An 18,925-nucleotide genomic window follows, 5' to 3' on the forward strand; every position below is an offset into this window, starting at 1 on the left:
CGCGGGACGAGCGCCGCGCGCACGCCAGCGTGCGCGCGAGGCGAGCGCCGCGCGCACGCCGGCGTGGAGGCGACCGTGCACAATGTCGCCACCGACCCTCCCTCTCGGGACGCGCAGCACCGCGCGTGCCGGCCCGTCGCGCCGGAGCGCCCGCGCGAGCGCCTGTCAGAGCGCGCGCCTTGACCCGAACGGATCGGCGCGCGTCCACGAGCCGCGCGAGCGTCCACGAGCCGCGCGCGCCGCGGCGGCGCTCATCGAGAGGGGGATCGAGAGGAGGAAAGGGCGGGGCAGCGAGCGCCGGCGGGCGGCTCGCTCAGGGCTTCTTGTCGGGCGCCTTGGCGGCGACCGTCGTCCCGGGCTCACCGCGGCCGCGGCGGTACACCCAGGCGGCGAGGACCTTCCGGTCGTTCGCGGAGAGCTTCTCCTCGAACGCCGGCATGTGGCCTTCCAGGTCCTTCGCCATCGCGGCCGGCGGGTAGGCCTTGCCGCTGCCGGGGTTCGTGATCTGCGCCTCGATCCACGCGACCGAGGCCCAGCCGCGGAGCTCGGGGGCGGCCGACTCCTCGTCGTCGGTCTTGCCGTCGAGCCGGTGGCAGCTCGTGCACCGCTGCCGGACCATCTTCTCTCCGGGCGTCCCGGCGCCGGGCTCCCCGCGCGCCTGCCCCTCGAGGAACGCGGCGATCGTCTCCTGGTCGGCCGCGCTCATCGGCGTGAACACCTTCGCCGCCTCGGGATCCGCGGGCGGCTTCACCGCCGACGGCATCATCTCCTTGAACGCCGTCTTGCCGAAGAGGTGGTCGGCGTCGGGATCCCTCAGCACCTCGAGCGCCCAGGCCTTCGTCCCGAACCCGGTGAGGTCCGGCGCCGTCTGCTTGTCCTTCGGCGGGCCGAGATCGTTGAGCCGGTGGCAGCTCGCGCACTCCTTCTTGTAGAGGTCCTCGCCGCGCGTCTCCGGGTCGTTCCGGAGCATCGCGAGCGCTCCCTCGGGCGGGACGCCTTGCTTGAACAGCGCCACCGCGCGCGCGGTCCGCGCGGCGCTCTGCGCCTCCGAGCGCTGGAAGCCCTCGTCCTTCGCGTCCTTCACGAACGACTTCCCCAGCAGGCCGACGGCCCCGAGGCCGATCAAGAACAGCGGCGCGAGCGCCGGCAGCCGCGCGCGGAGCGGGCCGGGCTTCCTGTCGATGAACGGCAGCAGGGCAAGGTACAGCCCGACCACCCCCGGCAGGCCGACGGTCGCGATGAGCTCCAGCGAGCCAGGGAAGTACTTGCGCAGCTCGAAGAGCGGGCGGAAGTACCAGGCGGGGCGGGCGTTGTAGTCGCTGACGGGATCCGCCGGCGCCTCGAGCGGGGCGCCGTGCCCCATGGCCGCGAGATCGAACACGACGACCAGCACGAGCGCCACGGCCAGCAGGATCAGGCCGAGCTGCTTCGGGTAGAACCGATCCGCCTTGCCGAGGTCGGCGCCGTGCGGCGTGCCGAAGCCGTGCCTGCGGAACTGCGCGAAGCTCGCGGCGAGCAGCAAGGCCATGACCGCCGGCAGCACGAAGACGTGCAGGCTGTAGAGCCGCGTCAGCGTCAGGTGGCCGAGCGAGCTCCCGCCGATGACGAGCTGCTGCGTGAACGACCCGACCACCGGGACCGAGCCCATGATGCCCGTCTCGACGCGCGCGCCCCAGTAGCCGTCCTGGTCCCACGGGAGCGGGTTGCCCGTGAAGGTGAAGCCGAGGATCACGCCGAGCAGGCCGAGGGTCAAAAACCAGCCGATCTCGCGCGGCGCGCGGTACGCCCCGTGGAGCGCGATCCGCGCCACGTGGATCGCGATCAAGATGACGAGCGCCTGCGCTCCGAAGTAGTGGAGGCCTCGGATGAGCCACCCGGCGCGCAGGGTGAAGTTGATGTGCGCGACGCTCGCCCACGCCGTGGTCGCGCTCGGGGCGTACGCCGACATGAGCAGCGCGCCCGTGACGACCTCGACGAGCAGCAGCAGCGCGAGCGCGCCTCCCCACACGTAACCGATGCGCGCGCCGCCGGGGATCGGCGCGTCGAGGAACCGGCGCAGCGGCTCGCGGTGTCCTATGCGCTCGTTCAGCCAGTCGCCGAGGCTCATCCTGCGATCTCCTGGAGCTCGGCGACCCCGTCACGGTAGCGCCGGAAGTCCACCTCGAGCCAGCCATCGACGACCCGCGTCGCGAGCGGATCCATGGGGCGCGGGGACGGCCCCGTCTCAGGCGCACCCGACAGGCCGAAGCGTGACGCGTGGCACGGGCAGTTGAAGCTCTTCTTGTCGTCGTTGAGATCGATCCCGCAGCCGAGGTGGGGGCACGTGGCGCTCATCGCGCGTATCTTCTCGCCCTCCCGGATGACCCAGATCGCGCCGAGCATCTGGTCCTTCGCGACCGTGAAGGCGTCGCGCTCCTCGCCGATCACCTTGAGCCGCCGCGGCTCACCCGGCGGGAGGTCCGCGAGGCGCCCGACCCGGACCCAGCGCTCGCGCCCGCCCGCGGCGCCGGCGCTGCCCGCGGCGGGAGCCGCGATGAAGCTCGCCGCCGGTACGGCGATCGCGCCGGCGCAGGCCAGACCGCCGATCGCCACGAGCGCCTTCAGGGCGCCACGCCGCTCCTCGGGGGCCGGGCCCGCGGACGGCGCGCCGGCGCTCGCGGGCACCCCGTGAGGCCCAGGTTCGTGCGGCAATCCATGTCCGAGGTACCCACCGGCACCAGGTTCCTTTTGCGTCGGCTCTGCCATCTCGTAGGCTCTCCCTCGCTCGCGCCACTGTTCGAAGGCCGCCCAGACTGGAGCGGGGCCCCCGGCGGCCGAAGCGGACGCAGCATATCGAAAACACAGGCGTAACGTTGAATCCTCGCCATCGCGCACATCGGGGCGATTGCGCTTCGGCCGGCACAGCCGAAAGTTCTCTTTCAGTTGTCCAGGTCCCGATGCCTCGTCCCGTCGCCGCAGCGCTCGTGATGTTCGCCGTGCTCGGGGCCTCCGCGTGTGCCGCTTCGCGTCAACCGCCAGCGTGTACGCGTCCCGACCTCAGCGGGTGCGCCATCGAGGACGTCTCGTTCGACGGCGACGACGTGATCAGCGGCGACGAGCTCGCCGCGCGGATCGCGACGGCCGAGAGCTCGCGCCTCCTCGGCGGCGCGCTCGAGCCCGTGCCGATCCTGAGCGTCTGGGACGCGCTCACGGTCGAGTACGAGCGCTTCGACCGGTTCGTCCTCGAGCGGGACCTGGCCCGCATCGAGCGGTACTACCGCGCGCGCGGGTTCTACGGGGCGCGGGTGCGGGCGGCGCGGGTGCAGCGCTTCGGCGGCCCCGGCAAGGAGGGGCGCGTGCGGGTGCGCATCGTCGTCTCCGAGGGCGCGCCGGTGAAGATCGCGTCGGTGGATCTCGCGTGGCGGGACTGGACCCTGGAGAAGGGCAGGGACATCGGCCGGCCGGTGACCGAGGCGAAGGACGAGCTCAAGGTCGGCGAGCGCCTGGACGAGGCTCGTTACGAGGAGCTCAAGAAGAACCTGCTCCGGGTGCTCACGGATCGCGGCTTCGCCTACGCGAACGTGGAGGGGCACGTCGACGTCGACCTCGTGAAGAACGAGGCGCGGGTCCGCTACACGATCGAGCTCGGCCCCGAGTGCAGGTTCGGCAAGGTCAAGCTCGAGGGGCTCGGCGAGCTGCCCGAGGGGCCCGTCAGGACGGCGATCGGCATCGAGGAGGGCGAGCGCTTCTCGACCGCGGATCTGGCGGACGCAGAGCAGGCGCTCGCCGACTTCGGCGTGTTCGGCTCCGTCGCCGTGAAGCCCGAGCTCGCGCCGCCCGGACAGCCCAGGAACCCTGTCGTCCCCGTGACCTTCTCCGTGCAGCCGTCCGCGCTGCGCGCCGTGAAGCTCGGCGGAGGCGCCGAGGTCGGCTCGCGCGTCGAGGCGCACCTCGTCGCCGGGTGGGAAGATCGCAATTTCCTCGGGGGGCTGCGCCGCTTCAGCATCGAGGCCCGGCCGGGGCTCGTCTTCTATCCGGTGGAGTTCTCGAACCTGCTCGGCAAGGAGCTCGGGGACACGTTCCGCCTCCTGCCGGAGATCCAGCTCCGGTCCGAGCTCCGCCAGCCCGGGGCGATCGAGCGGCGCACGGCCGCGGTGCTGCGCGGCTCGTTCAAGCTCTACTGCCCCCAGACAGGTGAGTTCTGCACCAAGCCGGACAAGGGGGGCGCCGGCGAGGGGGAGTCAGGAGCTGCACCAGAGGCTGCCCAGGAGGCTCCGGAGCACGCGATCGTCGGCTACCGCGAGTACGTCGGTTCCATCGGCGTCGAGCGGCCCTTCCTGAAATCGGACCTGAACGCGGCCCTCCTCTACAACGTCCAGCTGAACAGCCCGTTCACCTACAATTCGGCGCGGCTGCCCTCCGGGTTCGGGACCCTCTTCATCCCTTACCTCCAGGCGCTTGTGTCCTATGACCGCCGGCTGAACGAGGCGGGGAAGCCCGACAGGGTCACCCCCCATCACGGCTATTACATCGCGCTGGACACGCAGCTGGCCGGCTATCTGGCGTTCGACACCGCGATCGCAGAGGCCCTGGTCGGCGAGAAGGCGCAGGACGAGCGGGACAGGCGGTTTCACTCCGCGCGCGACATCCGCCTTCAGCCCGAGTTTCGCGCCTACTTCCCTGTTTCGAGGAGATGGACGCTGGGTTTCCGCTTGATGACCGGGTGGCTGTTCACGGGCGACTACGGCGACGCCTCCGTGGATCCTGCCCAGTGCGACGCCCTCGCGGGCGTGGACAGGGACCGTTGCCGGAGAGACGTGGGGGCCGACCTTCAGCTGATGCAGTTCCGCGGGTTCTTCAGCGGCGGCGCGACCAGCAACCGCGGATACGGGTACAACGAGGTCGGCCCGCACGCCCGCGTGCCGAGCCTGACAGCCGGCGACAGCGCCGACGAGGAGGACGCCCCGCTGGTCCCCATCGGCGGCCGTCTGCTGTGGGAGACGAGCCTGGAGCTGCGGATACCGCTCGGCGAGAGCCTCGGTACGGTGATCTTCGCCGACGCCGGCGATGTCACCCGGGAGCACCGGCTGTTCCGCTCGGGAGCGCAGCGCCTGCACCTCTCGGCGGGCTTCGGGCTGCGCTACGTCACCCCGGTCGGACCGCTGCGCTTCGACGTCGGCTACCGCATCCCCTGCTTGCAGGTGCTCGGCGTCTGCAACGAGACAGAAGCAGCAGGCTGGCCCGCGGACGAGCGGCCCCCGGGCAAGCTGTTCGATGTGCTGCCCATCGCCGTGAACCTGGCGATCGGCGAGGCGTTCTGACGTGCGGTGATCCGTCCGGCGGGCGCCGGAGGGCGGTGGGGCCCGCGCCTTCGGGCAGGCCGCGGGCGATCAGCCCTCTTCTTCTTCGACGTTCCAGGCGGACAGCGCGGTCATCCCGATGGCGACCGAGCAGAGGCAGCAGAGGGCAGGCTCCTCGAACCGGAGCTCGTCGCCGCGCGACCACACGTAGAGGCCGCGCCCGTGGGGCTCCCCCGTGATGGCCACGTTGCACACGTCGCAGCGGAGCTCGGTTGCGCCTGAGGCTGCTTGACGCGCGCGCAGCGCATTGTCGGCGATCGCGTCGACCGAGACGCAAATCGTATGGGCCAGTGTCCCTGTGAGCCGGTAATCCGCACTTGCGGTCCCCTCCGGCGTAGGGCAGGGGTCCAGGTTCGTGGTCCCCTTCAGAGCGCCTTCAATCACATCCACCTCCGGCGGCAGGGCCGAATCTAGCTCAGGCCGAGACGGGACGCACGAGAAGGCTGTGCCTGAACACCATCAGGCCTGCTCCAGGGCGCACATGTAGGCGAACACGCTGAAGCGGCGCGTCATGGCCTGCATGACGTACCGCTCCAGCGTGCAATGGTGGCGGAATTTGGCGGATCAGGCGCTGGCGGACGCGGCCGTCTCGGCGGCGTCCTGAACGGCGGCCGAGCGGCTGCCGGCCGAGCGGTCGAGAGCGCAGCTCTCTTCGAGCAGCTCGACAACGTCGAGCTGGCGGATCGACTCCTCCTTGGACTGATCCTTGAGGCCGTCGGTGATCATCGTCTGGCAGAACGGGCAGGCGGTCGCGATGGTCTTCGCCTCCGTCTGGAGCAGCTGCAGTGTCCGCTTGACGTTCACGCGGTCCTTGTTCTGCTCCTCCATCCACATCTGCGCGCCGCCGGCGCCGCAGCAGAGCCCCTTCTGCCGGTTCCACCCCTCGGCCTCGACGAGCTGCAACCCGGGGATGCGCTTCAGGATGTCGCGCGGCTGCTCGTACACGTCGTTGTAGCGGCCGAGGTAGCAGGAGTCGTGGAAGACCACCTTCCCCTCGACCGGCTTGCTGGGGACGAGCTTCTTCTCGGCGACCAGGCCGAGCAGGAAGTCGGTGTGGTGCACGACCTCGAACTTCGCGCCGAAGTCGGGGTACTCGTTCGCGAGCGTGTTGAAGCAGTGGGGGCAGGTCGTGACGATCTTCCGGACGCCGCCCTGCTCCTTGTAGCCGTTCAGGGTCGCGGCGTTCTGCTCGGCGAGCATCGCGAAGAGGTACTCGTTGCCCGCGCGGCGCGCCGGATCGCCGGTGCAGGTCTCCTCCTGGCCGAGGATGGCGAAATCGACGCCGGCGGCCTTCAGGAGCCTGGCGGTCGCGCGGGCGATCTTCTTCGCGCGGTCGTCGTAGCTCGCCGCGCAGCCGACCCAGTAGAGCACGGGGGCCTGCGGCTTCTCGGCCATGGTCGGGATCTCGAGCCCCTCGGCCCAGTTGCCGCGGTCGATGCGCGCGAGGTTCCAGGGGTTGCCGTTGACCTCCATCGCGTTGAACGGATTCCCGAGCTCCGCCGGGAACTCGCCCTTCACGAGGACAAGGTGGCGGCGCATGGAGACGATCTTGTCGACGTAGCTGATCATCACCGGGCACTGCTCCTCGCAGGCCCGGCACGTCGTGCAGGCCCAGAGCACGTCCGGATGGACGACGTTCGCCACGAGGTCGACCGGCTTGTACGCGACCTCGGGGACCGGGACCGGGTTCTCCGGGGCCGCCTGCTCCGCGTGCTCGGCGCGTTCCTGCGTCTCCGCCGTCTCCGCCGCCTCCGCTGCCTGGCCGTCCTGCGCCGCCGCCCCGTCGGTGGCCTGCCCGTTCGCCTGGGCCGCGTGGCCGTCGGCGCGCGGCTCGCCTCGCGCGCCGCCCGGCCTGTTGATGAACTCCCCCTCTCGGCCGTACAGGTGATCGCGCAGGTCCAGGGTGAGCTGCTTGGGGCTCAGGATCTTGCCCGTCTTGTGGGCCGGGCAGTTGTCGCTGCAGCGGCCGCACTCGGTGCACGTGTAGAAGTCGAGGATCGCCTTCCAGGTGAAGTCCTCGATGCGCGCGACGCCGACCGGGGCGGCCTTCTCGGGCTCCTCGGCCGCCTTCATGACCATCTCGCCGATCGCCTCGGCGCTGCCCGCGACGAGCGGCAGCCGGCCGCGCGCCTCGATGTCGCGCGTGAAGACGTTCGGGATCGACGTGATGATGTGGAAGTGCTTCGAGTGCGGGAGCAGGTTCAGGAACACGAGCACCAGCGTGACGTGCGTCCAGAACCCGATGTGCGCGAGCACGACGAGCGTCCCCGGGCTGGCGCCGCTCAGGAGGACGGCGAACAGCGAGCCCGCCGGGGCCGGGAACAGGTGCCAGCGGAGCGCCGCCGGGTCCGCGGGGACGCCCGCGAACGGGGCCGTCACGGTGGCGACGCGCTCGCAGAGCGCCGCGTCCGCGGGGCCGCACGCCGCCGTGGACCAGCGGTGGTGGAGCACCAGCGAGGCGCCGTCATAGAGCATGTCGCTCACCATCATCGTGACGATGATGCCGAGGATGAGGAGCCCCTCGCCGGACAGGGTCATGCGCCGCTCGCGCTTGATCGCCCGGTAGTAGATGAACACGAGCGCGCCGATCACGACCAGCGTGGCCATGACGTCCTTCACGAACTCGTAGATTCCGCCGAGCGGCACCGCGCCGATGCCCGGAAGCCGCACCGGCTCGTGCCCCAGGATCCACAGATCGAACGACGGGTCGATGCCGCGCCCCCACAGCATCAGCGTCCGGAGCAGGAGAACCAGGAATCCGACGAAGATGAGCTTATGCGCCAGCCCGGCGAGCGGGTAGTAACCCATCTTCCGTTGCCGGAAGGCGTACTCCCAGGTGCCTTTGAGGCGCTCGGCGATCCGGTCGAGCCGGTCTTCCCCGCGCCCGACCTTGAGGAGCTGCCAACGCCGGTTGGCGCTCCACGCAAAGGCGGCGAAGAGGCCGACGAGCAATGTGAGCATCCACGTGGGATTCATTCGCGGGGCGTCTCCAGGTGTAAAATGGCCACATCTTTTAAGGTGGGCGACTGCCGGACGTCAACCGCGCGGCGGCGAGGGAGCGCGCGGGGCGCCTTCGCCGGATTTCTGTTCTTGCAAGGGCGGATACGTCGGTGCGCGCTGGGGGCTCCTCGCGCGGCGGCGGGGCGCGGGCGGCGCGCGCCCCGCGAGCGGCTCAGAGCGTGAACTCGACGCTCTTTTCTTCGGTCGCGGCGGAGGGAGACAGATCGAGCGCCATGCTGTACGAGCGCTGGCCGACCCGCGCGCTCAGGCGGACGCGGATGGGGGCCGTCGCGTCGTTCAGCTTGTCGAGCCGCACGACGACGCGGTAGCGGCCCCGCGCCGGCTCGCCCTCGGTGAGGAAGACGTTCTCCACGTTCTGCTCCTGGCATTCGCCGCTCACGCGCGGGCAGTCGCGGTCCTTCATGAGGCCGCTCGCCGTCGGCTCCCCGACGCGGGCGAGCTCTCCCGCCGGGTCATAGACGTTGAGATCGACGTCGGCCTCGGGCTCCTCCCAGGCGATCGTGAACTGGAGGATCCCTGTGTGGAGCCCGCAGCCCTCGTCGATCACGCCGTTGCAGTTGTTGTCGCGGGCGTCGAAGCAGAGCTCGACCCCCGTCGGTGTGCAGGCGATCTCGAGCCCGACGCCCTCGGGGACCTTGATGTCCTTCGGCTGGAGGGGCGGCCTGGGCGGGGGCGGCGGCACCTCGATGCAGCCGGCGAGGAGCAGGGCGAGGGCGGTCGCGCCGCGCGCGACGCGCGCGACGTCGATCGCCGCGCGGGCGAGGCGCGCGCGGAGGCCGTGAGGCGCCGGCGGGCGCGGCGCGGCGCGACGGGCGCGCGGCTCGCGCTGCGGGGGACCGGGGCTTCGCATGGGGGGCTGCATGTTATCCGCCTTCAGGCTCCCTTGGGGCGCCGGCGCTGCGCGTCTCGAGCGTGGGCGGCGCGGGCGGCTTCCGCGGCTTGGGGCCGCGCGGCTTCGGGGGAGGGGGCGGCGTTCCTCCGAGGGGCAGGGGCAGGTGCATGCCCCGCGCGGCCAGGATCTCCGCCGCGTGGGGGACGGTGAGCACCAGCGCGCGCGCGTAGAGCGTGATCTGGTAGGGCTCCGGCAGGTCGCCGGGACGGCCGTTGGTCGCGTGCTCGAGCAGGATCGCCGCGGTGACGCTCACGTTGAGGCTCTCCGCGAAGCCGCGCATCGGGACGCGCACGGCGCGGGCGCAGGCGGCGGCCAGGTCGGGGCGGATGCCGTCGCGCTCGTTGCCGAGCACCAGCGCGAGGCGGGGGATGCTCGAGAGGTCGCGCGGGGTGAGCTCGCCTTCCGGGTGGGTCGCCACGAGCTCGTGCCCCGAGGCGCGGAGCGCGGCGATCGCGGCCTCGGTGGTCACGTGCGTGCGCACGTCGACCCAGCGCTCGGAGCCGCGCGAGACCGTGTTCGAGACCAGGAACTGCTCGGCCCGCTCGATGATGTGCAGGCGCTGCAAGCCGAACGCGTCGCAGGAGCGGAGCACGGCGGCCCCGTTGTGCGGATCGTGTGGCGCATCCATGGCCACGGTGACGGCGTCGAGCCGCGCCGCGATGACGCCGCGCAGCCGGGCCCTGCGCTCGTCCGTGACGAACTCCTCGAGGATGCGGGCGACGTCGGCGACGTCGAGGGAGTCGAGCGCGGCGAGCAGCCTTCGCTGCTCCTGCGCGACGAACGAGCAATTGGGGGTCGAGCGGCGCATGGCGGGGGGCGCCTCTATAGCAGGTCGATCGCGACCGCGATCCGCTCGCTCTCTGCGTACTCGACCACGGCGCAGTCGCCGGGAGAGCCGTCCTCCCAGGCCAGGCAGACGAAGTCGGCCTCGGCGTCGAGCGCGATCATGGGGTGGTGCCACACGCCGGGGCGATAGGTGATGCCCTGGGCGCCGTGGGCGATGAAGGCGCCGAGCGTCGTGAGCTCGGGCCTGTCGCCGCCGAGGGCCACGACGACGAGGTAGCGCCGCGCGCTCATCGGCACGAACGCCTGGGTCGAGCCGGGGTGCTTCTCGAGCAGGGCGATCGGGAGCGGGAAGCTCGAGCGCGGGGCGCAGCGGAACACCGAGACGTTCAGCGAGGCGTGCCCGGGGCGGAGGTTCTCGATCGCGGCGAGGTGATCGAAGCGCCGCGCCGTCCCCTGGTTGGCAGGCCTGCCGGGCTCGCCGTGCGGCGAGGCCATGAGGATGTCGCCATACGGCGCATAAGCTGCGGGGCTGAGCGAATGGGCTGCGATGCGCGGGCGGTGGCTCATCGTCATGGGCGACTGTGGCGGCCTGCCACGCGTGTGGCTTCCCTGAGGCTCTCCTGCGCGGTGCATGGAGCGCGCCGGCCGAGGGCACGACAGGGAAAGGGTATCACGTCGCGGGCGCGCCGCAGCACGCCAGCCCGCCGCGAGCGCCATGGGGCCGGGTTTTGCAGGGCGCCTCGCGACGCTTACCCGATGGGTGATGCAAGCGACCCTGGAGCCAGTCATGCGGATTGTTCACAAATCGATATTTCGGAAGCGCCTCGCGGTGGCCTCTCTGTTCCTGGTGGTGCTCGCCGTCATGACGTCCGTCGTCGGCTGCCAGCGCTACGACGTGCTGGTCGAGAAAGATCAGATCGCGGCCCAGAAATGGTCCGATCTCGAGGCGGATCTCCAGCGGCGTTACGACCTGGTCCCGAACCTGGTGGCGGTCGTGAAGGGGTCGGCCAAGCACGAGGAGCAGACGCTGGCGAGCGTCGCCGAGGCGCGCGCCCGCGCGACCAGCGTCCAGCTCAAGGCCGACGATCTGACGGATCCGGAGAAGGTGCAGGCCTTCCAGAAGGCGCAGGAGCAGCTCAGCGGCTCGCTCTCGCGGCTCCTCATGGTGCAGGAGCAATACCCTGATCTCAAGGCGAACCAGGGCTTCCACAGCCTCCAGGTCCAGCTGGAGGGAATCGAGAACCGGATCCTCCGAGCGCGCCAGGAGTACAACCAGGCAGCGCGCGAGTACAACGCGGAGCTCCTGAAGATCCGGGGCCAGGTGGTGAACAAGGCGACGGGCCAGCCGTTCAAGCCGCGCGTCTATTTCACCGCCTCTCCCGAGGTCCAGTCGGCGCCGAAGGTCTCGTTCTGATGAGGGGCGCGGCGATGCGCCGGGTCGGCATGAGCGGGGCGCGGCTGCGGGCCGTGGCCAGGGCCGTCGCGGCCGCGTTCGCGCTGGTCTGCGCGCTCGTCGCGCGGCCGGCCCTGGCCGACTTCACGCCGCCGGCGCTCACGGGGCACGTCATCGACACCGCTGGGCGGCTCGATCCGCCCGACATCCGCGCTCTCGACGCGAAGCTCGATCGCATCCGCCGCGAGACAGGGTTCGAGGTCGTCGCCTTCGTGGCCGGATCCCTCGAAGGCGAGACGATCGAGGACGTCGCCTACGAGGCCTTCAACACCTGGCAGCTCGGCCAGCGCGGGGCCGACAACGGCGTTCTGCTCGTGATCGCCCCGAACGAGCGGCGCGTCCGGATCGAGACGGGCAAGGGCGTGGGGGGAGCGCTCACGGATCTCCAGTCGAACGACATCATCCGGCAGACCATCAACCCGCTGCTCAGGCAGGATCGATTCCGCGACGCCATCGACCAGGGAACGGCAGAGATCGCCAGGACGCTCGTCGCCGGGACACCCGAGGAGGAACGGCGCCCGGCGCCCGACGCCCGGCCGGCGCCCGCTCCGGTCTCGCCGATCAAGGTCGGCGTGACGGTCATCGCCATCGTGGCGGCGCTCGTGCTGGCGCTGATTTCGCCCTCCTTCCGCTGGTTCCTGTGGCTCGTCCTCCAGGCGATCCTCTTCCGAGGTGGCGGCGGCGGCGGCCGCAGCGGCGGCGGCGGGTCCGGGTTCGGTGGCGGCGGCGGCGGTCGCTCCGGCGGGGGCGGATCCAGCGATAGCTACTGAGCCGCTGCGCGCCGCCTCTTCACCCTGTGCAGGACGGATCGGGCTGTGCAGGACGGATCGGGCCGATCGGTCGGCGTCCGCGCCGGCCTTTCGATCGGCCGCTGTGCTCACCCCTGGCGTGACCGGGCGGGCACACACGACATCGACGCCGGCGCGGCGCGGGTCGAACCGATCGGAGATTCCAGGGCGCGCGCGATCTCCCGCTGCGCGCTGACCAGGCGACGCTACGCTCTCGTCATGGCTGCTGCCCTGCGCCCTGTCTTCGTCGTCGACGCTGTCCGGACCCCGATCGCCCGTTACGCCGGCGCCCTGGCGACGGTTCGCCCCGACGACCTCGCAGCGCACGTCCTCGACGCGCTCGTGCGTCGCAATCCTTCGCTTGCGCCGCGCCTCGATCACGTCGTCTTCGGCGCGACGAACCAGGCCGGAGAGGACAACCGCAACGTCGCGCGCATGGCCGCGCTGCTCGCCGGCCTCCCTTACGAGGTCCCGGGCGTCACGGTGAATCGCCTCTGCGGCTCGGGGCTCGAGGCGGTGGCCGACGCCGCGCGGATGATCGCCACCGGAGAGACCGACTGCGCGATCGCGGGGGGCGTCGAGAGCATGACGCGCGCGCCGTTCACGATGCCCAAGCAGGCCGAGCGCTTCGATCGGAGCGCGCCGACCGTCTACGATACGACCCTCGGCTGGCGCTATCCGAACGCGAAGATGGCCGCGCGGTTCGAGCTCCAGTCGATGGGGGAGACGGCCGAGAACGTGGCCAAGAAGCACGGCATCAGCCGCGACGAGCAGGATCGGTTCGCGCTCCTCTCCCACGAGCGCGCCACGCTCGCCTGGGAGTCGGGGGGCTTCGCCGCCGAGGTGGTCCCCGTGCTCGTCCACCAGAAGAAGGGCGAGCCCGTCCTGTTCGAGCGCGACGAGGGCGTGCGGGCCGACGCCTCGCTCGAGGCGCTGTCGAAGCTGAAGCCGGCCTTCCGCGAGGGCGGGACCGTCACGGCGGGCAACTCGTCGCCCCTCAACGACGGCGCCGCGGCCCTCCTGCTCGCCTCGGGCGACGCCGTGCAGGCCGCCGGCGCGACGCCGCGCGCGCGGGTGATCGCGACGGCGACCGCCGGGGTGGATCCCAACCTCATGGGGGAGGGGCCGATCCCGGCCGTGAAGAAGCTCCTCCAGCGGACCGGGCTGCGCGTCCCCAACGTGGACCTCTTCGAGCTCAACGAGGCGTTCGCGGCGCAGGCGCTCGCGTGCTCGCGCGCGCTCGAGCTCGACCCGGCGCGCGTCAACGTCCGCGGCGGAGCGATCGCGCTCGGGCACCCGATCGGCTGCTCGGGCGCGCGCATCGCGTGCACCCTCGTGCATGCGATGCGCGCGCGCGGCGCCAAGGTCGGGGTCGCCTCGCTGTGCATCGGCGTCGGCCAGGGCATAGCGACGCTCTTCGAGCGCGCGTGAGGTCATTTCGCCGCTCGTTCGCGGCGCCAGATGAGATAAGACCGCCGCAGCAGAACGCAGGAAGGGGGGCCAGCGGCTCACCTCCCTCGGCTGGTGCCGCCGCCTCGGCGGCCAAGAACTGACGGCGCCGCCTCGGCGGCCAAAAATAAGGAGAAGGCCTGATGGAATTCCCCCCGATCAACGTGCCCGGCACCGGCAAGCTTCACGCTCGGCTCAAGACCTCGCTCGGTGACATCACGGTCCGGCTCGAGGAGGAGGGCGCCCCCAACACGGTCAAGAACTTCGTCGGCCTCGCCATGGGCACCATCAACTGGACCGATCCGAAGACCGGCCAGGGGATGCAGGGGACGCCCTGTTACGACGGCGTCCGCTTTCACCGCGTGATCTCGGGGTTCATGATCCAGTGCGGTGACCCGCTCTCGCGCTACTCGGACAAGGCGCAGCTCTGGGGCACGGGCGGCCCCGGGTACAAGTTCGCCGACGAGTTCAACCCCTCGCTGAGGCACGAGGGCGCCGGCGTGCTCTCCATGGCCAACGCCGGCAAGAACACGAACGGCGCGCAGTGGTTCATCACCGACGGGCCGACGCCGCACCTCGACAACCGCCACACGGTGTTCGGCAAGGTCGTGAGCGGGCAGGACATCGTCAACCGCATCGCCAACGTGGCGACCACGCGCGATCGGCCCAACCAGGACGTCGTCCTCGAGCGCGTCGAGATCTTCCGGCAGTAGGCGCGCTGCGCGCCGCGCGGCGCCGTTCAGCGCCGCGCGGCCAGCGCGGTGCTTCGCTCGTTCAGCGGGCGCAGCAGACGGTGATCCTGTCGTCGCCTTCCTCGATCTCGCCGCTGGGGTCGCCGCCGCGCGGCTGGCAGCTGCCGCTTCCGGTCACCTCGATCGACACCGAGGCGGCGGGGGACGGATCGCCGACGCAGTCCCCGTTGAACGGCACGGTCTCGGCGGGCCCCCGGCAGCGGGTCTGCTCGAAGAGCGTCAGCGTCGCCGCGCAGCGCACGCCGTCCGTGTCGCACGTGCACCGCGTGCAGCTGCGGTTGTCGACCATCGAGCTCGCGAACACGTGTCGTTCGCCGAACCCCTCGGGGCAGCTCCGCTCGCCGTCGCGCCAGACGCAGACGCCCTGCTCGAACGGCGCATCGATCTCTCGCGGGGCGCAGGCCTCGTCGGCCTCACATCCGCCGGCGTCCGCCCCGGGGGCGCACACGAGCCCCTCGATACCGAAGCGCGGCGGCGGCAACATCGCCTCGCCGCCCGACGCGGCGCACGCCGCCGAATCCACGTTGGGCGCTTCGCCGCTGTAGCTGCCGGGCTGGAAGTCGCCGAGGTTGATGCAGTTCTCCGCCTGCACCGGCAGCGTCGCGCTCCCCCCGTCACACGCGCCGTCCACGTACACCGTGACCGCGGGCGCCTCGCACTCCACGGTCGGCGCGCCGCACGCGCACGGGCTGCAGGTCGCGGGTGTGTCGAGGGGATCGCGGCCGCCCACGTCCACCCGCTCGGAGAAGCCCTCGGGGCAGGCGACGTCCGCGGCCTCGGGGCCCTGGTACAGGAGGCCGGGCCCTTGCCAGTCCTCGGGCACGGCGACGCAGGCGAACCCTCCGCAGTCGTCGTCGGCGCAGTCGACGGCGCCATCGCCGTCGTCATCCTCGCCGTTGGTGCACCGCTCGCCGCCGCCGGCGCCGCCGCTGCTGCTGCTGCTCGTGGTGCTCCCAGCCGCCGTCTGGCCTCCTCCAGCTCCGCCGGAGCTGCTGGCCCCGCCGGAGCCGCTCCCGGATGGCGCCGGGAAGAGCTCGGGCTCGAACTGGTCGAAGTCCTGGGTGCAGGCGCTCGCCGCGAGGAGAGCGACGAGCGCGGTGACGCTTTGGAAGGCAGAGCGGCGCAACACGACCTCCGGGATCGGCGGGCTTCGCCTCGGTTCGAAGGAGCCCGACCGACGGTACCACGAAGCGCCCGCCCGCACGGCGAGCTCCGCAGCCGGCAATCCCGGTGACCCTTCGCCCCGTCCGAAGCGCGCCTGCTGCGGCGCTCCTTGCTGCACCGCGCCCCGTGCGCTGCGTCATCCGCTCGGGAGCGCGCGGGGATCGCCCGACCAGAGCGATGTGAGCGTCTCGAGCTCCCGCGCGAGCTCCTCGGTCGCCTTGTGAGCGAGCCGCGCCCGCTCTGCGATGAGCGCCTCGATGACGGCCGCGCGCGCGTCGGGCGCCAGCTCCTCCGCGCTCCTCATCTGCGCGAGCGCCTCGTCGGCGTCGTGCAGCTGGCCGAGGCGGCGCTGCATCCGTGACGCGGATTTCGCGGTGCGCTCGGCGCGCTCTCCGAAGAGCGGCGAGAACGTCTCGGCGGAGTAGCGCAGCCGTTTGAAGCGGATCCGGAGCGCGTGCATGGCCGCGCCGTCGCCCGGGTCGCTCGCGGCGAGCGCGCGCACGTCGTCCAGGGCATCACCGATCGCTCGCCTCGCGAGCGCCTCGGCGCCGCGCTTCCTCGCTTTCCGGCGCGAGATGCGCCGCTCGAGGCGCGCGAGGTGAGGCTCCAGCCGGAGCCGCTCGCCCGCGGCTGGCGCGTCGGCCTGCGTCGCGCCCGTGTCGCCCGCGGCCGGCGCGTCGGCCTGGGTCGCGCCCGCGTCGCCCGCGGCCGGCGCGTCGGCCTGGGTCGCGCCCGCGTCGCCCGCGGCCGGCGCGTCGGCCTGGGTCGCGCCCGCGCCGCCCGGGCGATCCTGCCGGAGCAGCTCGACGATGTGGGCCCTCGCCTCGCGCTCGCGGCGCGCGCGCTGCGCGACCCATCCTGCGACGGCCGCCCGGGCCGCCTCGTCCAGATCGAGCGCGGTGAGCGTCTCGCGCAGCACCTCCTCGTCGCGCAGCGCGCCGGTCGCACGCGCGAACTCACGGAGCCCTTCGGCCACGGGGCGGAGCCGCCTCGTGCCGTAGATGCGTCGCGCCGGCTTGAGCAGCGTCCGGAGCCGGCGAAGCGAGACCCGGAAGTCGTGCACCGCCTCCGCGTCCGGCTCCGCGCTCTCGCCCTGCTCGCTCGCGGCGACGACGCGCCGCGCATCGGCGCGGACGCGCTCGATGTGGGAGAGCAGCACTGGATCCAGGAAATCTCGCGCGGAGAGCCTCGCGCCGTCGCCGGCTCCGGCGCCACCGCCGCCCGAGGGCGGGGGGCTCCCCTCGAGCGGCGTCACAGGCGCGTGAGCGCCACCGTCACCAGCGGGCGCCTCCCGAGCTTCGCCTCGAGCGTCCGGCGCGCCGCGAGCCGGGCGATCTCGATGATGTCGTTGTCGCGGCGCCGCGCGCGCGGCTCGCAGTCGTTCACCGCCTGCGCGACCGCGCGCGCCGCGGCCCTCAGCGCGCCGCCCTCGAGCTCCCCGGTGACCCCGCGGGCGAGGACCTGCGGCGGCGCCGCGAGGGCGCCGTGCACATCGACGACCAGCGACACGAAGGCCACCCCGGAGCGACCGAGGTTCGCTCGCTCCCGGAGGACCTCCTCCCCGAGCTCCTCGCCGCCCGCCGTCGCCACCCGGCCGGTGACGGCCCGGCCGCTCCGGCCGAGCGGCTGCGCCTTGCCGATCTCGACGACGTGGCCGTTCTCGGCGACGAGCACCTCGGCCACGCCGCGCTCCCGCGCGAGCTCCGCGTGCCGCGTCAGGTGGTGCAGCGCGCCGTGCACGGGGAGGAAGCTGCGCGGCTGGGTGAGGTCGATCATGCGCGCCTGCTCCGTCCGGTGCGCGTGCCCGCTCGCGTGGACGCGCCGATCCGTCGACCACGTCACGAGCTCGACGCCGAGGCGGAGCAGCCCGGCCATCATATCGACGACGGGGCGATCGTTGCCCGGGATGACGCGGCTCGAGAGCACGACCCGATCCCCCTCTTCGAGGCGCAGGAGCGGGTGCGTCCCCGAGGCGAACCGCGTCAGCGTGGAGGCCCGCTCGGCCTGCGTGCCGCTCGCGATGACGAGGAGCCGCTCGCGCGGCATCGAGGAGGCGACCTCGGGCGGGACGAGCAGGTCGCTCGGCCACGGGAGCCTCCCCACGGCCTGCGCGGCCCGCACGTGCGTCTGCACGCTGCGGCCGAGCAGGCAGATCTTGCGGCGCGCGCGGATCGCGGCCTGACCGAGGGCGAGGAGGCGCTGGACGTTCGAGGCGAAGACGCCGACCACGACGCGCGCCGGCGCGGTCTCGACGAGCTCCGCCAGCGCGTGGGCGACGGCGCGCTCGCTCCCCGCCTCGCCGGGCGAGTCCACGTTGGTGCTGTCGGACAGGAGCAGCCGGACGCCGGCGTCGCCGAGCGCCCGGAAGCGGGCCTCGTCGGTCGGCTCGCCGTCGAGCGGCGTCGGGTCCAGCTTGAAGTCCCCGGTATGGACGACGAGCCCCGCGGCCGTGTGGATCGCGAGCGCCGTCGCGTCGACGATCGAGTGCGTCACCCGGAGCGGCTCCACGACGAAGCCGCCGATCGCGACCTCGCGCCCGACCTGCGTGGGCAGCAGGCGCACCTTGTCCTCGAGCGCGTGCTCCGCGAGCCGGTAGCGCACAAGCTCCAGCGCGTGCGGCGGGCCCCAGACGGGGACGTCGAGGTGACGCAGGAGGAACGGCAGCCCGCCGATGTGATCCTCGTGGCCGTGCGTCAGCACGATGCCGCGCACCTGATCACGGAGCGCGAGCACGTGATCGAAGCGCGGGTGATACACGTCGACGCCGAGGTCCGTGCTCGGGAACGTGACCCCGCAGTCGATGAGCAGCAGCCCATCGGCCTGCTGGAGCGCGAGGCAGTTCATCCCCACCTCGCCGAGCCCTCCGAGGGGCACGAGCCGCAGGGTGGACGGCGCTGGCGGGGGGAGCTGGCTCGGGGCGGGGGCGCTCTGCTCGGGATGCACGTTTGGTGGAGGGGGGCTGCCACCCAGGGCGCCGGGGGCCTACGGCCCGCGGCTTGCTGAGCTGGTCTGAAAGAGAGAGGACGACTTCTTCAAGACGTAACCCACATCGGCTCGCCGTCCCCTTCGAAACTTGGAGCGACAGTGTAGCCACAGGGTGGCCCCTTGCGTCACGCTCTCTCTTTCCAGTTCCACCGCCGGGGCCAGGCGGCGCCGACCTCACCACCGGATCTCGTGCCGCGCGGACCGGTTCCTGCACACCCTGTCTCCCCCCACCCCATCGTGACCGCCGGCGGACGCCGAGCCGCCTTTCCGTCGCCCATCCCCTGATTCCGAGGAGC

Annotated in this window: 15 protein-coding genes; 5 read left to right on the forward strand and 10 right to left on the reverse strand. The window is 72.1% G+C overall.

The window, feature by feature from the left end:
* Window positions 1-313 precede the first annotated feature (313 nt).
* Together WME73_RS02005 and WME73_RS02010 are read right to left on the reverse strand one after the other, a co-directional pair.
* Window positions 314-2,107, reverse strand: a complete 1,794-nt coding sequence (locus WME73_RS02005; RefSeq protein ID WP_437914581.1) for a cytochrome b N-terminal domain-containing protein — start codon at window positions 2,105-2,107, stop codon at window positions 314-316.
* On the reverse strand, window positions 2,104-2,664 hold the full coding sequence (locus WME73_RS02010; protein WP_437914582.1) for a ubiquinol-cytochrome c reductase iron-sulfur subunit: 561 nt from the start codon (window positions 2,662-2,664) through the stop codon (window positions 2,104-2,106). Before WME73_RS02010 ends, WME73_RS02005 begins: the two co-directional genes overlap by 4 nt.
* Before the next feature lie 272 nt (window positions 2,665-2,936).
* On the opposite strand from WME73_RS02010, the gene WME73_RS02015 reads away from it, so the two are divergent.
* The gene (locus tag WME73_RS02015) at window positions 2,937-5,300 is read left to right on the forward strand and encodes an autotransporter assembly complex protein TamA (RefSeq protein WP_437914583.1); all 2,364 of its coding nucleotides are present in this window, start codon (window positions 2,937-2,939) and stop codon (window positions 5,298-5,300) included.
* Window positions 5,301-5,369: 69 nt separating this feature from the next.
* Here the strand turns inward: WME73_RS02015 and WME73_RS02020 are convergent, their stop codons facing one another.
* From WME73_RS02020 to WME73_RS02040, 5 genes are all read right to left on the reverse strand, one after another.
* On the reverse strand, window positions 5,370-5,525 hold the full coding sequence (locus WME73_RS02020; protein ID WP_437531283.1) for a hypothetical protein: 156 nt from the start codon (window positions 5,523-5,525) through the stop codon (window positions 5,370-5,372).
* Window positions 5,526-5,903: 378 nt separating this feature from the next.
* Complete coding sequence (locus WME73_RS02025) at window positions 5,904-8,300, reverse strand: (Fe-S)-binding protein (protein WP_437743885.1); 2,397 nt, start codon at window positions 8,298-8,300, stop codon at window positions 5,904-5,906.
* A 211-nt stretch (window positions 8,301-8,511) separates the two neighbouring features.
* On the reverse strand, window positions 8,512-9,210 hold the full coding sequence (locus WME73_RS02030; RefSeq protein WP_437914584.1) for a hypothetical protein: 699 nt from the start codon (window positions 9,208-9,210) through the stop codon (window positions 8,512-8,514).
* A 13-nt stretch (window positions 9,211-9,223) separates the two neighbouring features.
* Complete coding sequence (locus WME73_RS02035; RefSeq protein ID WP_437743887.1) at window positions 9,224-10,060, reverse strand: TrmH family RNA methyltransferase; 837 nt, start codon at window positions 10,058-10,060, stop codon at window positions 9,224-9,226.
* Between the two features lie 14 nt (window positions 10,061-10,074).
* On the reverse strand, window positions 10,075-10,611 hold the full coding sequence (locus tag WME73_RS02040) for an ureidoglycolate lyase (protein WP_437743888.1): 537 nt from the start codon (window positions 10,609-10,611) through the stop codon (window positions 10,075-10,077).
* Window positions 10,612-10,825: 214 nt separating this feature from the next.
* Between WME73_RS02040 and WME73_RS02045 the strand changes: the two genes are divergently transcribed.
* From WME73_RS02045 to WME73_RS02060, 4 genes are all read left to right on the forward strand, one after another.
* A complete protein-coding gene (locus WME73_RS02045; protein WP_437914585.1) occupies window positions 10,826-11,452 on the forward strand; it encodes a LemA family protein in 627 nt (208 codons plus the stop codon).
* A complete protein-coding gene (locus WME73_RS02050) occupies window positions 11,452-12,261 on the forward strand; it encodes a TPM domain-containing protein (RefSeq protein ID WP_437914586.1) in 810 nt (269 codons plus the stop codon). The genes WME73_RS02045 and WME73_RS02050 overlap by 1 nt, the downstream gene beginning before the upstream one ends.
* 237 nt (window positions 12,262-12,498) lie before the next feature.
* The gene (locus WME73_RS02055) at window positions 12,499-13,710 is read left to right on the forward strand and encodes a thiolase family protein (RefSeq protein ID WP_437743891.1); all 1,212 of its coding nucleotides are present in this window, start codon (window positions 12,499-12,501) and stop codon (window positions 13,708-13,710) included.
* A 161-nt stretch (window positions 13,711-13,871) separates the two neighbouring features.
* The gene (locus WME73_RS02060) at window positions 13,872-14,441 is read left to right on the forward strand and encodes a peptidylprolyl isomerase (RefSeq protein ID WP_437743892.1); all 570 of its coding nucleotides are present in this window, start codon (window positions 13,872-13,874) and stop codon (window positions 14,439-14,441) included.
* Between the two features lie 61 nt (window positions 14,442-14,502).
* Here WME73_RS02060 and WME73_RS02065 read toward each other — a convergent pair whose 3' ends face one another.
* From WME73_RS02065 to WME73_RS02075, 3 genes are all read right to left on the reverse strand, one after another.
* On the reverse strand, window positions 14,503-15,606 hold the full coding sequence (locus tag WME73_RS02065; RefSeq protein WP_437914587.1) for a hypothetical protein: 1,104 nt from the start codon (window positions 15,604-15,606) through the stop codon (window positions 14,503-14,505).
* Window positions 15,607-15,780: 174 nt separating this feature from the next.
* The gene (locus WME73_RS02070) at window positions 15,781-16,899 is read right to left on the reverse strand and encodes a CHAD domain-containing protein (protein ID WP_437914588.1); all 1,119 of its coding nucleotides are present in this window, start codon (window positions 16,897-16,899) and stop codon (window positions 15,781-15,783) included.
* On the reverse strand, window positions 16,896-18,587 hold the full coding sequence (locus WME73_RS02075) for a ribonuclease J (RefSeq protein WP_437743895.1): 1,692 nt from the start codon (window positions 18,585-18,587) through the stop codon (window positions 16,896-16,898). The genes WME73_RS02070 and WME73_RS02075 overlap by 4 nt, the downstream gene beginning before the upstream one ends.
* Window positions 18,588-18,925: the final 338 nt, after the last annotated feature.

Origin of the sequence: Sorangium sp. So ce302, from assembly GCF_051530145.1 — a bacterium.
In the GTDB taxonomy this organism is placed as follows: Bacteria; Myxococcota_A; Polyangia; order Polyangiales; family Polyangiaceae; genus Sorangium; species Sorangium cellulosum_B.